This is a genomic window from Parageobacillus galactosidasius (genome assembly GCF_002217735.1).
Classification (GTDB): Bacteria; Bacillota; Bacilli; order Bacillales; family Anoxybacillaceae; genus Parageobacillus_B; species Parageobacillus_B toebii.
This window is the reverse complement of sequence record NZ_NDYL01000001.1, coordinates 1,712,112-1,727,070: the sequence shown is the minus strand read 5'-3', so window position 1 is coordinate 1,727,070 and position 14,959 is coordinate 1,712,112. Positions and strand designations below refer to the sequence as shown.

Sequence of the window (14,959 nt, the reverse complement as noted above, 5' to 3'; positions counted from 1 at the left end):
ACCCTAAAAATGCATTTGGCGAACAGTGCCTAGCACTGTTCGCCATAGAGACATTTCAACAGATGATATCGCTCGGTTCTGTCATTGGTCCGATTGTATAGTGGGGTTTCTTGGTTCATCTCCATTTGACCGTTTCACCATCGCCGCTCCTGCCGCTTCGAACAAAATCGCCAGCGCAAAAAAAACATCCCACACCTTTCAAGACTCACACTTCTCCGCCAGAAATTCATTCGGAAAGTCTGTCATTAGCGCTGAAATTTCTTTATTCCGCAACATCGATGCTACCTTTGCATCATTCACCGTATAAACGCGCAATTTCATCCCTTGGGCCGCCGCTTTTTTTCCTTCTGAAGATAAAACAAACGGCAAATCTCCATGTATGGCTTGCGCATTCACCAACTTTGCACTTGGAACTGCGCTTTCATTAACTCCTTCAAACAATGTGCCGATTTCAATCACCGGATGAAGCCGCCGTGCCTTTAGCATGCTACATATGTTGAAAGAAGATAATATCACCTGTTTTTCCAACTGAAATTGTCCAATCATTTTGAGCACTTTTTCTTCTAAATGCGGATAATCAATGGCATTATTTTTCAGCTCAATATTAATCATTATTTCCTTATCTAAATCTTGAACCCACTCCAACACCTCCATCAAGGCGGGAATGCGTTGACGGGCAAAACGGTCATGAAACCAGCTTCCTGCATCAAGCAAACGAAGTTGTTTATAAAGAAAGTCTTTTACATAACCAATCCCATTGGTTGTTCGGTCGACTCGTTCATCATGAATGACGACAATTTCCCCATCTTTTGTCATTTGCACATCTAATTCAATCCCGTCAGCACCCACTTCGTACGCTTTTTGAAACGCCAGCATTGTGTTTTCTGGATATTTCCCGCTAAATCCTCGATGAGCATAAATTTCCATTCCTCTCCACCCCTCCATGGAATGCGTAAATCAAAGGAGCCGACCGATGAGCGTCTGACCTCATGCACAATCCACCATGTCCTATATATTATGGTCGTGTGGTCTGATGATTTGCCTTCAGGTCAGCCCTGTTGATTTCCAACTTATTTTTTATTCGCTACTTCAAGAGCTCGGTTCGTTTCCGCTGCTGCACGATCCAACGCTTCTTTCGGATCAACACCTTGGTATAAGCTTTCCATTGCTTTCACTACTTTTTGACGAGATTCCGGAAAAACAGATATAAGCGCTCCTTGTGTCGCAGGTATTGGTTTTGTTTGTTTTAATTGATCGACGGTTACTTTTAATTGAGGGTACTTTTCCCACTCCGCTTTCACGATCTCTTCGTCATAAGCAGCTGGATTAATCGCAAAATATCCTGTTTTCACATGCCATTTCGCTTGAACTTCAGGTGTTGCTAAATATTTCATGAACTCCCATGCCGCTTTTTGTTGCTTTTCACTAATATTTTTGGCCATCCATAGCGACGCTCCACCAATGATCACTCCTTGACGCTCGACACCGTCTGGAACTGGCAAGTAAGAAACTCCTACCTCAAACGGCGCATTGTCGATAATCGTTTTCACTCCTGCAGAAGAGTCTAAATACATCGCGACTTTCTTTGATTGAAACGCCGCATGCATATCATCCCAGTTTTGTCCTACGTTGTAGAACGTTCCTTCTTTATACATGTCACGAATCAAATCGAATACACGCAATCCTTCTTCACTATTAAAAATCGCTTTCGTAGCGTTTCCCTTGCGGCCATTTTCATTATTGACGTACAGCCCGCCTTGCACCGCGAGCATTTCTTCAAAAAACCAGCCGTAATTTAAAATGGAAAAGCCATATTGAGTCGTTTGTCCCCCTTGTTTTTTTGTCAATTTTCTTGCCGCTTCTTTTAACTCGCTATACGTCATCGGCGGCTTTTCAGGGTCCAATCCTGCTTCTTTGAACGCATCTTTGTTGTAAATCAACACAGGCGTGGAGGAGTTGAACGGCATGGAGTAGATTTTTCCATCCACCGTATAATAATTCACGATATTTTTTTCCCATTGCGATATGTCATAATTCTCTTCATCAATAAATTTTTGGACAGGTTGAATTTTGCCGCTATCAATCATATACTTTGTTCCAACTTCAAATGTTTGCATAATCGTTGGCGTGTCTTTCGTTCCAGCAACCGTATTAAATTTCGTCAACGCCTCTTCGTATGTACCTTGAAAAATCGGCTTCACCTCAATAGAAGGATGGGACTGGTTAAATTCCTCCACAATCTCTTTTAACACTGTTTCTAAATCGCCACTCATCGCATGCCAAAAAATGACCTCTGTTTTCCCGTCTTTGTTTTCAGATGGAGTGGCCGTTGCTTCATCACTTTGATTTGAACAAGCAGCCAGTATCATAAAAATGAACGTGAACAAAATAAAAATGCTTTTTTTCATAATGATTTTTCTCCCCCCTTATTTAATCGCTCCCTGCATAAGTCCTTTTTGAAGATGCTTTTGCCCGACAAACAACAGCAATAATGTTGGTAAAATGACCACGATAACTGCCGCCATCACCACCCCCCATTCTGTCGAAATTTCTTGCGATTGCATTTGCTTTAATCCAATTTGGACAGTGCGAACATGGTCATTATTGGTAACGAGCAAAGGCCATAAATACATATTCCAAGTCGTTAAAAAGCTGTAAACTCCTAATGTAATTAAGCTCGTTTTCGATAACGGAAGAACAATATTCCAAAAGAAGCGAAAGCGGCCAACCCCTGATACTTGCGCCGCCTCATATAATTCCAATGGAATCGTCTTAAAGTGCTGGCGCAACAGAAATATGCCAAAAGCTAAAGCAAAAAATGGAACCGTCAATCCTAAATAGCTATTCAGCCAACCAAGTTTTTGAACGGTCAAAAAATTCGGAATCATCGCTGCCTCCCAAGGGATCAGCATCGTTGCGATACATAGAAAAAAGAGAACATCTCTCCCTTTGAAGTTTAGAAACACGAAAGCAAATGCCGCTAAGCTCGAAACGATTAACTGTCCAGCCATGACAATCAACGAAACAATAAAGCTGTTTAACAAAAACTCTAGCAACGGAACTTTCTGAAACGCGGCAGCATAGTTAGCCATCGTAAACTTCTGCGGCCATATATGTCCCTGAAGCACCTCCGCTCCGTCCATAAAACTGATGAGAAAAGCGTAAACAACCGGAAACAGCACCACAACAGAACAAATGATGAGAAGGGCATACAACAGAAACGTTCGTAACACGTTCATTGATAGTGAACCTTCCTCTCTCCGAATTTAAATTGCAAAAAGGTAACCACTAAAACAGCGAAAAAGAGAATGACCGCTTGGGCACTAGCCGAACCGAAGTTGTAATTAATGAAAGCATCTTTATAAATGGAGTAAACAATGACATTCGTTGCGTCCATCGGCCCGCCCTTCGTTAAAATATCGATTTGGCCAAACGTTTGGAACGAATGAATGAGCGAAACCGTCGTTACAAAAAAGATCGTTGGCGACAATAATGGCAATGTCACTTTGCGAAGCTGATACCAGTAGCTCACCCCCGCAATGCGCGCACTTTCGTATAAAGAGGAGTCGATATTTTGCAATCCTCCGAGCAAAATAAGAAAGGTAAATCCTGTATTCATCCAAATCGTTGAGATGGCGACAGAAATGAGCGCTATTTTGGGGTCAAGCAGCCACTGAACGTCTGAAATTCCAAATAAAGATAGCACTTTATTGATAACCCCGATCGAAGGGTTGTACATAAACATCCAAATCACAGAAGAGGCCGCTACACTCATGCCCATCGTTGAAGAAAAAAACGTGCGAAACAAACCGATTCCTTTCAACTTTTCATTGGCCATGAGCGCTAAACATAACGCTAGAAAAACACTGGCCGGAACGGTGTAGCAAACGAACAACAATGTCGCTTTTGCGCTTTGCAGAAAGCTTGCATCTTTTAACAAATACACAAAATTCTCGATCCCGACAAATTGAACAGGATTTCCTTGATGATCTGTTACATAGAGACTTAAATACATGGTTCGCAGCATCGGGTAAAAAAGAAAAATAGAAAACAAAATAAGAGACGGAAGCAAGTACGCTATTCCTTCCAACGTTGTCCATATAGCTCGTTTGCGGCGAATAGGAACCGATGAAGATGATTTCATGGAAAGCGATGTATTCATTTGTGTTCCTCCTTGCCAGCCGCATAAGAAGGTATCGAGTAATTCAGCCGCTGGCCGTTTTCATGAAAGAAAAGGAAAGCTGTTTCATCAATAGTTAAAGGCACTCGTTCACCGATATGAACGTTCCATTGCCCATTCCATCGTGCAATCCAATGCTCGCTTTTCGTTAGTTCAAATGTGACGAGCGTTTCCGTACCTAACACTTCCACATTGACGACTTTCGCCACAAAATGGTCATCGCCTGGCTGGGCAAGGCGGATATGTTCCGGCCGAACGCCAACAATGACTTGTTGTATGGAAGAAGGCAAGCGATGATGCAGACGCATCGCCCGTCCGCTTTCAAAAAGCAGCAAACTTTCCAACACTTTTGCTTCCGCCAAATTCATTGGCGGCGTGCCGATGAAAGAAGCAACAAATGTATTGGAAGGATGGTTATAAATATCAAGCGGAGCCCCGATTTGCTGCGGCCGCCCTTCGTGTAAAATCATCATTCGATCCGCCATCGTCATCGCTTCTACTTGATCATGCGTAACATAAACCATGGTGATTCCTAGCCGTCTTTGCAGCTGGCGAATTTCTGAACGCATTTTCGCCCGTAATTTTGCATCTAAATTCGATAAAGGCTCGTCCATTAAGCAAATCGGTGCATGAGTGACAATCGCTCTTGCCAGCGCTACACGCTGGCGCTGCCCACCGGATAATTGGCGCGGTTTATGTTTAAGATAATCGGTCAAACCAAGCATTTCTGCTGCTTCTAAACAGCGTTGCTTTTGTTCTTGTTTCGAAATCTTCTTTGTATGTAGGCCAAATGTAATGTTTTGTTCGACGGTTAAATGTGGGTACAGCGCATAGTTTTGAAATACCATCGATAAATTGCGTTTGCTCGGCGGCAGATCATTGGCCTCTATCCCGCCGATGAGCAACTTCCCAGATGTAATCGTTTCTAACCCGGCAATCATCCGTAAAATCGTACTTTTGCCACAACCAGAAGGACCGACAAGAACGAAAAACTCTCCCGGTTTAATGGAAACACTTAAATCGTGAATGACATTCTCTTTTCCGTTGTAAGACTTATAAACATGAACTAATTCAATTTGCGCCATGCGCATGCACCTCTTCCCTGTTTATACTTTCCCATTTTCTCCACAACCATGGACGGCTCGTCGAAACAGAAACCGCCCCGCTTTGCAACGCAGCTTCAATATGTTTCTCATGTTGAATCAATCCGCCTGTAATAATAGGAACGTGCGTCTGTTTCCGGATCATTTCAATCATTTCCGGAATCAGCCCGGGCATAATCTCTAATGCATCCGGCTGAACATCATGAATGCTTTTGATGCCATTTTCCAACGCATCTGTATCCACTAAAAACAAGCGCTGAACGGTCATCAACCCTTCTTTTTTCGCTAATTGAACGAGAGAGCTTTTTGTCGTTACAATCCCATGCGGCCTTATAAATTTTGCCAAAAACTGCAACCCCTCCCGATCATAACTAATTCCTGGAATCTTTTCGACATGAAGAAAAACAAATCGTTGATGCTCTTTTAATAAATCGACATATCGTTTAATCACGCTAATGTTTCCCGTTTGCAAAAAGGCGACTTGCAATTCGGTGTTTAGGAACATTTCCAGATGCTTTGGGCTTTTAATTGCGGCAATGAGCCGATCGCTTCGCATACACTCCAACAACCGTTCGCTCACAACAATCCCCCTTTCACAAAGTAAAAGAAAAAGAAACCATGAAAACATATAGGAGCGTTTAGCAAGTAAGATTGCTCCCTTTTTGCATTCACGGTTTCTCCTTCTCTCCACCTACCCATTCACTTTTAATTCCATCATAGGCCATTTTTATAAATGGCATGTTAAAAGAGGGTTGTTTTTTTGTAAAATTCGGATATTTTTATAAACTGAGCCAAATTTTTGTGCAAGTTTTTATGAACTAGACAAGTACAAAAAATAAAGCCCGAACTCTTTATTTCAAGTCCGGGCTTTGTGTGATGATTGCGAGAGGGATTGAAGTGAGCGGCCTCTACCCTGTCAAGACTCGTTTAGGAATTTCCCATAATTCCCTAAAATGTCCGCACTCCTACTCATAACAAGGGTTGTGAGCATTTTCTTGGTTTGTTTATCTCTTTCTGTAATCGAAAATTATTTTTAAAATATGTGACCGGATTTGTGACTATTTTGATGCGGTTCATCGCAACAGTGGTAACAGAGAATTTTTTACCATTTTCATTAAAATTTAACTGGTCAACTTTATTAGCTATTTAAGTAAAAAAATACATATAACCCGTGGTGCTAGATAAAATCAAACAAGCATAAAAAATAGCTCTTGCCTGGCGAATCTCCTGTAGAATGAAAGTGCGACCTACCATTCGAAAGGAGAATCCCCATGCAAGAGCACTTTCATTTTACTCTCCCTTTCCACACAAGAGACTGAATATTCAGTCTCCTGTGTGGAGAAAATCAGTCCCCTATCAATTCAAATCCATTTCAGAGAAACCCTACCCCATTTACATTACACAAAATTCTTGACGGTACCGCATCAATTGACTTAGCCCCCTTATTTTCTAAAATATAACTACATAGAAAGGCCAACAAATCTATACTAGCTTTCATTTTAAAATGGAACTGTCACAAATTTTTGGCTTACAAATCTTGATAAGGCGAGTTGAACATCCATCTCTTTTCCTGGATTTAAACTGACTTCTCCTTGTTCGTTAATTAGTACAAAGTCTTTTAGCACATTTTCAATTAAATACGTAAATCCGAGGTCAGCCAATTGTTCTGCCTTTAAGAACAGCTCTTTTCCATCAAGAATTTGTTTTGTTTTTTCGTAAGCTAAACATTTTAATACTGTTTTTTGATATTCACTAAACGTATAAGCTTGGCACAGCTCTACTAGAGATAGCTTGTTTTCTTTTTCAAACAAATCTCTCCCTACTGTGCAACAAAAAGTAAAAAATTCATTATGTTCCTTAAAAATTTTTCGTTTTAATAAATCTTTGTAAAATGGTAAGTACTCTTTTCTTACCCTCACACGTAAAGAAGAGATTTGTCCACTCATGCTTCTTTCCTCCTACACTGTTACACTCATCATTCCAAAGAACGTTCAACTATTTGAGTAACCCCTGGTTCAACACTCTCTAAAATATAAAACTTTCCAACTTGTCCTTGCTCTAGGAAACAACGTTTTTCATTTTCACCAAATTCTTTGTCCGTTACTAATAAGATCCATTGAGAGCAAACCTTTGGAATAAAGTCTAAAAGATTCATTTGATGTTTTCCGGATAATCGTCCGAATGGTGTATCCATGAATAAAGGCATTTCTAAAGTTTCTGTTCCACCTGCAACTTGTGCTAACGCTGTTATAAAACTTAATGAAAGTACTTGACGTTGTCCTTGTGATATGTTCGCTAAGAATGGTTGACCAAAATGATTGACCACCTCTAATGAATAATCTTGTAACACTTTCACTTGCTTAATATTCATTCGGCCGCTATCATCTAGTAGATAATGTAAATTTTGTGTTGATGCAATCTCAAGGTCAGAAATGACATCTTTTTCGAATTGTTGGATTAATTCATCTATTGCTTCAATCGCTTTCGTTACTTCTTCCTGTTTTCGTATTAATTGTTGGTGAACCCCGCTTTTTACTTTCAAGTCGCGAAGCGCAAGGTTATTTTGTTCTCGCTTCGCTTGAAGAGTTTCATAGTCTTCATCTAACTGACGGATTTGAACACCTATTTCTATTTTTTGTTGAACAAGTTGTTCACGCTGTGCATTGATTTGGTCTAAATCTTCAATTTTCGTATCTTTTAATCGTTGATTGATATATTCAATTTGGCTTCTTATTTCTTCTAATTCCTGCTCTTTTTGGTTAACACTTTCCAATAAATATTGGAGATGCTTATCTTTATCTTCTAAGAAACCAATAAGTTTCATAATATTTGCTTTGAGATCAAGGTAATCAGCCTTCTCTAATTTATACTCAACCGCTCGCTGTAATCCTTTTAATGCGTCATATTCTTTAGATCCTTCTGTAAAAGTCGTCCCACAGATACAAGTAAAATCTCGTAAAATTTGTTCAATGAGTTCGAGACTTACGAAAGATTTTTCTGACTCTTCACCTAATAAAATATCAATCTGTGATTTTACAGCATACAGAGAATCTTTTGACAGCATTAGTTGCAGCGTTGAGTTAAATTCCTGCAATCTTTGAAAGGCATATCCATATTCTTGCTGAACTTTTTCATAACGATTTTCCAGTTCTTTTCTTTTTCCAATTTCATCAATTTTTTCTTGAAACATGTTTAGCTTTTCGTCAATGTTTAAAATTGACGCTTCCACCGATGAGAGCTGCTGAAACAGCTGTGATTTTTCTTTACGGTTTTTTTCTAGTTCCTCATCGAGTCGCAATTTTTCTTTTAACTTTTTTTGATACTCTCCTGTCGAATGCTTTTGTAACTCTTTCGTTATTTGTTTTTGAACATGAACCAAAACATCTTTCGTTTTTAGCAAATGATCGATTTTTAACAAATTCTTAATACCTGTTGCTATCTCATTTCGCTGTTGCAATGATGCTCTTGTGAGTCGCTCAATTCTTTCACCATCAAAGAAAAAATAGTTTTTCACACGAGCATCTAACATTTTGTTAATCATTTGGTTAATTTGTTCTTCATCATGAATCGTTTTTTCTTGTTCATAATGATAGAGTTTTACATCTTGTAGGCGTTCAATTACTTTTCCGTTATTTTCCATAATCGAATAAATAGAACGTTCAATTAAAAAATGTTCACGTTCATGATGAAAATCTAGCGAGACTTTACAAACAACTCCTTTATGTTCATTATTATAGTCTTCTTGGAGCGCTTTTATATTTGTTAATATGACCTCTGAATCACTTGAGTCTTGTTCTAATAGTAAGTCTCCATACAGCGCGAATAAAATCGCTCTATAAACGCCCGTTTTCCCTCTTCCGTTTTCTCCTAATATAATGGTAACAAGCTGATTATTCAATTGATTTCCAAATTCTAATATTTGTGTCCCATAAAATTGACGAAAGTTGTGCAATATTAGTCTATTGATAATCAACGCTCATCTTCTCCTTTTTGACTAGATCGAAGCATACGATCAATCTCTCGATCTACTTTTTTTGCAAGAGCTTCAACGGAGAGATTACGTTCTTGAACAAGTTCAAATGTCTTCAAAATTAGTGATTTTGTAAACTCATCCTTATCCTGAACAAATTCCTTTATCTTTTCTACTAAATAGTTATTATTTTTATTCAACATGATCACCTATTTCAGAAAGTATTGCTTTTAAAATTAATTCATCTCCAACACGTACGAAAGGTGCTTTGCCCTCTTCCATATCTTGAAGAGTTTCAAATAATAATTCCCCATCACTTGAATACTGATACTCTTTTAATCGTTTTCTTAATTCATTTAGTTTTACAGCACCTTCATATTTTTGTGCTATTACGTATGCGACAAAATCCGTGTTGGTTCTAATACCTTGTGCATTTGAGCTAAGAAGAATAATTGTATTCATCGAACCTAGCAAAAGAAATTCTGGATCACGTTTCAAGCAGTCGATCAATAAATCGATTGTCCATGGCAAATCAATCTCTAACTTCGGTAATGATTTTTCGTCAAAACACTCTTTCACAAGCATAAATGGTCGATCTTGAATAGTTTCAAATTTCTTTAAGACCAAATGACGAAGCTCTTTTTGTTTTTCTTCATTCCAGCCTAAAACATTCTTGTGAATATATTCTCCATACTGTCCTCGTGTATAGTAAAAAATATTATCTGAATGAGACAAGATGTTATCTAGAATATTACTTCGTCCACCAATCTCTTCCGTTATCCACTGTAAAACTTCCTCACGAGAAACTTCACGACCTTGTTCGAGAATATAATCCTCTATAATGGAGTCCATCGAAATCGAATCGAATTCCGCATCCAATCTTAGAATATGTGGGAAACGCGGGAAACGGAATAAATCATTATATCGTTCTCTCAACAAATCATATAATAACCTGTAAGAATCAATTCCCAACCCTTTACAATACGATTCTAATTCATGGAACACACCATGAACTTGAATAAAAGGAGAATGTTTAAGCTTTGATTTTACCTTTTCTATAATAGGCTGTAAGTCCTCGTGTGAAAGGGATTGATAAAACTCTGAAAGTGTATATACACCCCAGTCGGCTTTCAATATCTCGGGGTCATTCGATAAATTCCACTCTAATGTAAAACGTTTCCATCCTCGTTGGATGATAAATTCTTCCTTCAATTGCTCAAAAGATACCTTTTGCCCCGTTTTACGGATGAAATCTTTAATCATATCCGAATTGTTTTTAAAATCCTCTCCCTCTCTTGTTACACGAGGGAATTTCGGAAAACTGATCGATTCTTTTGTGAATTTCCGTAACAAGAAGTATAATGCATACTCATTTGGTACATGGTTTTCTTTTAATTCTTCCTCAAATGACTGATAGATTTTTCCGATGGAAATTATATCACGTGTTTCAAGTAATTGTGTAATGTGCTTAGCAATTTTATTTAATAAATCTTGATTTACTTGAACAAATGAGTGGTGAATATACACACCTCTTCCCCACAGGTAAGCAATATCAGTAAATTCTTCCCTTCCAAGGACAGAAGTAAACTCTCGTTCATTATCAAAAGTTCCAGGTACTATAGCATTTCCTTGTTTGCAAAGTTCGTCAGCGTTTTTATAGACTTCGACTCCTAGTGGATACTGTTTTAAAACCATTTCCACAATATCCGCCTTCGTGTAGCTGTTTAAGATGTAGTGACCGTTAGGTGTTTCGATCACGTTTTCAAAAATGACAAACTCAACAAAAAATTTAGGCATCTGCTGTTTTGTTATAAATTCTGTTAAGTCATCTTTCGTTATTAATTTCCCTTTATATTTCTTTACTAACTCTTGTTTTATTTGCTGCTCAAGTTCTGCCACTTCATGTCTTTGTAAGTTTGTAAAAATACGACCCTCATAGATAAGTTTAATATCGTATTGCTCAACTAATTCTACTGCTAAAAAGTGCGTAAATTGTTGCTGATCGATAATCGTATTGTAGATGACCTTATGCTCTTTTACTAGTTCATTTAAAAGCTCTATCCATTCCTTTCCTATTGGAAATATTCTAGTGAGGAATGTTTTAAGAATTTGTCTAATTCGTTCCCTCGTCACATCGTATCGATTCCCCAACTCTTCGAGAGTTAAATACTTACCGTTCAATAGTTCTTGATGTTTGAGTTGGAAGAGTTCAATTGCGCGTTCATTTAGTTTATATTCCTTTCTCATTTCTGGATTTTGTAAAACTTTCTCTAAACGACCTTGAAACTCAGAAAAGAAATAAGTAATTTGTTCTTCTTTCGTCATCTTTTGAATGACACTTTGCCTTTTTTCTTCCTCTATCAAATGGTCAAATAATAATTTTAATTGGTGAAAAAATTTTTCAACTTTTGAACGGCCGACACCTTGAATCGACAGTAATTCTTCTAATCGTGCTGGTATTTGTTCATACGTTTGAATTTTCTGTTCCTCCAAGCTATTTAACAATGAATCAATGGAAACAAACCAATCTTTATCAATTGGTTTTGAACGAACAAAAGCCGGAATATCCAAAATTTCCCCATCAAATAATATTTGTTCACCTTGTTTGACATGTTCACGTTGTGTCACAGCAATCGGGCTAATATTAAGACGGTTCACTAAATGATTCCAAAACTTCTTAACAGCTCCTGGACCAACATGTTTAAGATTTAGATGGAGTTCATCCAGCCTATTTGGTAAATCCTTCAATTGCTTGACATTATTGTTTAGTAATCCTCTTACAAGGGTATTACAACCTGGAAAATCTCCCGGTTTTATAGGATCCATTAATCGTTCGATAGGAATAATAATAGATTCATTTTTAAGAGAAATCCTTTTTGGTTCAATTGTCCCTTTGACAGAACTTACCGTTGATACTTGTTTGTTCTCTAACTTTTTTTCAGCATATTTTTTTAAAATTGACAATACTTCCTCAAATAAATTGTCAAATATCCATTTCAGCATAGAAACAGGTACTCCATGTAATTGTTGAACATTCTGTATTCCGAACCTATAAAGAATATTTCGGATGTGTGGCGGGAAAATTTCTTTTAATTCGACTGTATTGGTTAAATCCTTTACTTCAACGAACCCTAAATCTTCGTTAACCTCAATGTTTGCTAATTTTTGTAAATTACCAGAAAATTTTACTCCAACAAATGAAAATTGAATTAACAACCTATAAAAATTTTCTTGATGTTGTTGATAATACTGTCTTAAATGATCATCCGTTATTTCACAAAAATATTTAATACCAAATACATCAGCAAAATGAGAAAGTTGAGTATTCGAATATAAGTTCAATTCAACATGTAATAAATGGTTTGGGATATAAAGTTGACTTTCATTTACCTTATGATAAACAGGCTTTTCTTTTGTGATGGAAAGAAACACCTTATTATCGATTATTACTGTATTATCTTGTTCTTTTGAAATTACATTTTCGACATTTGGAATCGTATCTTTTTTCTCATTCGATAGATCCTCTCTCTCCCCTTCGTATTTACCCAACAAATACCAAGCTGGTCTTCTTTTCGTGGATCGGCTTCCATTTTGGGTAAAGCGAAAATATATCTTTTGTTCTTTTAAAGGAAACAAAACTTCATTTAATTCCCAACCACCAACAACCCAAATTGTTCCACCTGAAGCACGTTTATCAATTACCTCTAATCCCTTGCTGCGTAAGTATTCAATCAGACGGAAAGAAGAATGATTAGCCTTATCATTTTTGTATAATGAATCATTTGATTCTATCTTATTTATTTCTTGTTCCTTTAAACGCTTCAATTCATCTTGAAGTGATTTAAATTTCTCTTCAAAAGTATATCCTAATGTTTTTTGAATCGTTTGATTAATCAAATTACCCAATTCTGTTTTGTCAATAGAATGTGACTGTTTTAATTTTGGAATTCGATATGATGGAGGTGTAAATGTAACATCACCGTAAAGTTCCATATACCAAACAGCAATATCATATATATACCTATGTGCTCTTAATGAATCTTCTACAGATCCATATTGAGGTTCATGCGCTGCCTTATTCCCTTCTTTACGGATCCATTCAAATTTCTCATGAATTTCCTCAGTTATAATCCCTTCACGTAATAATTTATGCAAGCGCTCAACATGTTTTAACTCATACACTTCGTTTAATTTTTCATTTTGATACACTACTTTTATAATTTGTTCACAAAACAGACGTGCCTTTATTAAGACAGAATGAGGATCAGCAAAAAGACTTTGTTCAATTTCTTCACCTAAATCAGCTAAGACTTTTAAATCCTTTTCTAAAAAATAAAAAAGGTGTTGTTCCTGCATACAAATCCCCTTCTATTTCATTCTGCTAAAAATGAAGAATAATGTTATATCTGACAATAAATATATCAAAATTTATATTTCTTTCAGTCGAATTATGTCGAAAATATTTGTTTAGCCAAAATTTCTAACCATTTATCTTGTCTTACTTTTCATCGTACGAAAACGAAGATTGCAACGAATGTTTAATACATATTCCTATAAAAGTTCCCCCTGTTGAAAGAAAATAGCATTCAAGAATAGTAAAAATAGGACTTGAAAAAGTAATGAAAGAGAATAGTTCTTAGAAAGGTAGCTTTTTCAAATGCGGCAAAGGATCCATGAAAAAGGACCAGGTTTCTTCCAATAACCTAGCCCCCTCCAACATCTTCAAATTTTCCTTAAATACCATCGACAGCTGTTTATGTAGATCCTCAAGTTTCAGAGTTTTGCTTTACATTACCTTTCGTAATATTCAAGATATTTTGATCATGGTCAAGATGAAGGAAGATATCTTTGATTCGATACGCTTTTATTTTCGATGCTTTGTTCTAGTATCTGTCACCTAAATCAAAACGGATTCGATCAGAGAGTCTTCGCAGCGTTCTCCACAAGGTGACTTCTTCTTTCGATTTCATAAATAGTTCCGGCAATCTTTCGCTTCTTTTAAGGCGTTTAAGGTTGTCATAGTATAGACGGAGATACCATAGCCAACGGATTTTACAATTTCTTTTAAAAACCTCCAGCTTTCTACTTCAAATTTGACATATTCTTCTGCGCTGTTTTTTGGTAATTCAGTGATTTCATATCTTTTGACAAATTTGATATCGGTGATTTTTCCGTAGCATGTCACGCTGTTTGTTGGTACAGCTCCTTTCTTCGGATAAAGGGCAATGTATATTGCTTCTTGCCAACCTTTGTTAAGACGTTTTACAGGGATTATAGTAAAACGATGTTGAAGATGCGCCAATAGTTTTCTTTTCTCGGGACCATACCGACAAGAACTTTTTCCTCAAGAGAAGATCGACACTCTTCCATAGTTCCTCTTGGTAGGATTCCTTCTTTTTTGTAATTCTTCGGGATTTTTTCAATCAGTCGTTCGATCAATTGTTCTACTAAGCTTCTGGCATTGGGTAAAAGCGGCAATCCATCGATATTAACTTCATTGATACTTTTATAAAACTTGTGTTCTTGATAGCTGTCTTCATCTTGCCAAGGAAATAAAACGTAGGCACCAAATGTGGTTCGTATTGCGAACAGTGACAGGTACTGTTCGCAAACAACATCATAAAAATTAAGTAAAATCCACAAAATTATCCCGTATCACACTATAGTGCTACGGGATTAATTGGCTTACTTTATTCTCTAATTATC

At 37.2% G+C, this 14,959-nt stretch carries 12 protein-coding genes; all 12 read right to left on the bottom strand.

Features of this window, described 5'->3' with window-relative positions:
• Positions 1-198 precede the first annotated feature (198 nt).
• Entirely contained in the window at positions 199-927 is a 729-nt protein-coding gene (locus B9L23_RS09115) for a glycerophosphodiester phosphodiesterase (protein ID WP_015863690.1), read from the bottom strand.
• Between the two features lie 143 nt (positions 928-1,070).
• A complete protein-coding gene (locus B9L23_RS09110; RefSeq protein ID WP_089097427.1) occupies positions 1,071-2,408 on the bottom strand; it encodes an ABC transporter substrate-binding protein in 1,338 nt (445 codons plus the stop codon).
• 18 nt (positions 2,409-2,426) lie between these two features.
• Entirely contained in the window at positions 2,427-3,239 is an 813-nt protein-coding gene (locus B9L23_RS09105; RefSeq protein ID WP_089097426.1) for a carbohydrate ABC transporter permease, read from the bottom strand.
• Positions 3,236-4,162, bottom strand: coding sequence for a carbohydrate ABC transporter permease (locus B9L23_RS09100; RefSeq protein WP_089097425.1), 927 nt, complete (start codon positions 4,160-4,162; stop codon positions 3,236-3,238). Before B9L23_RS09100 ends, B9L23_RS09105 begins: the two co-directional genes overlap by 4 nt.
• On the bottom strand, positions 4,159-5,265 hold the full coding sequence (locus B9L23_RS09095; RefSeq protein WP_015863686.1) for an ABC transporter ATP-binding protein: 1,107 nt from the start codon (positions 5,263-5,265) through the stop codon (positions 4,159-4,161). The genes B9L23_RS09100 and B9L23_RS09095 overlap by 4 nt, the downstream gene beginning before the upstream one ends.
• A complete protein-coding gene (locus tag B9L23_RS09090) occupies positions 5,252-5,839 on the bottom strand; it encodes a glycerol-3-phosphate responsive antiterminator (RefSeq protein ID WP_041269868.1) in 588 nt (195 codons plus the stop codon). The genes B9L23_RS09095 and B9L23_RS09090 overlap by 14 nt, the downstream gene beginning before the upstream one ends.
• A 943-nt stretch (positions 5,840-6,782) precedes the next feature.
• A complete protein-coding gene (locus B9L23_RS09085) occupies positions 6,783-7,229 on the bottom strand; it encodes a hypothetical protein (RefSeq protein ID WP_089097424.1) in 447 nt (148 codons plus the stop codon).
• Positions 7,230-7,258: 29 nt separating this feature from the next.
• Positions 7,259-9,256: an AAA family ATPase gene (locus tag B9L23_RS09080; RefSeq protein ID WP_089097423.1), complete on the bottom strand. Its 1,998-nt coding sequence runs from the start codon at positions 9,254-9,256 to the stop codon at positions 7,259-7,261.
• Positions 9,253-9,453, bottom strand: coding sequence for a hypothetical protein (locus B9L23_RS09075; RefSeq protein WP_089097422.1), 201 nt, complete (start codon positions 9,451-9,453; stop codon positions 9,253-9,255). The genes B9L23_RS09080 and B9L23_RS09075 overlap by 4 nt, the downstream gene beginning before the upstream one ends.
• Positions 9,446-13,609 (bottom strand): sigma factor-like helix-turn-helix DNA-binding protein, encoded by a 4,164-nt coding sequence (locus tag B9L23_RS09070; RefSeq protein WP_089097421.1) that lies wholly within the window; start codon positions 13,607-13,609, stop codon positions 9,446-9,448. Before B9L23_RS09070 ends, B9L23_RS09075 begins: the two co-directional genes overlap by 8 nt.
• Positions 13,610-14,219: 610 nt before the next feature.
• The gene (locus tag B9L23_RS20975; protein ID WP_245842337.1) at positions 14,220-14,555 is read right to left on the bottom strand and encodes a hypothetical protein; all 336 of its coding nucleotides are present in this window, start codon (positions 14,553-14,555) and stop codon (positions 14,220-14,222) included.
• The gene (locus tag B9L23_RS20970) at positions 14,525-14,896 is read right to left on the bottom strand and encodes a hypothetical protein (RefSeq protein ID WP_044746809.1); all 372 of its coding nucleotides are present in this window, start codon (positions 14,894-14,896) and stop codon (positions 14,525-14,527) included. Before B9L23_RS20970 ends, B9L23_RS20975 begins: the two co-directional genes overlap by 31 nt.
• Between the last annotated feature and the right edge of the window lie 63 nt (positions 14,897-14,959).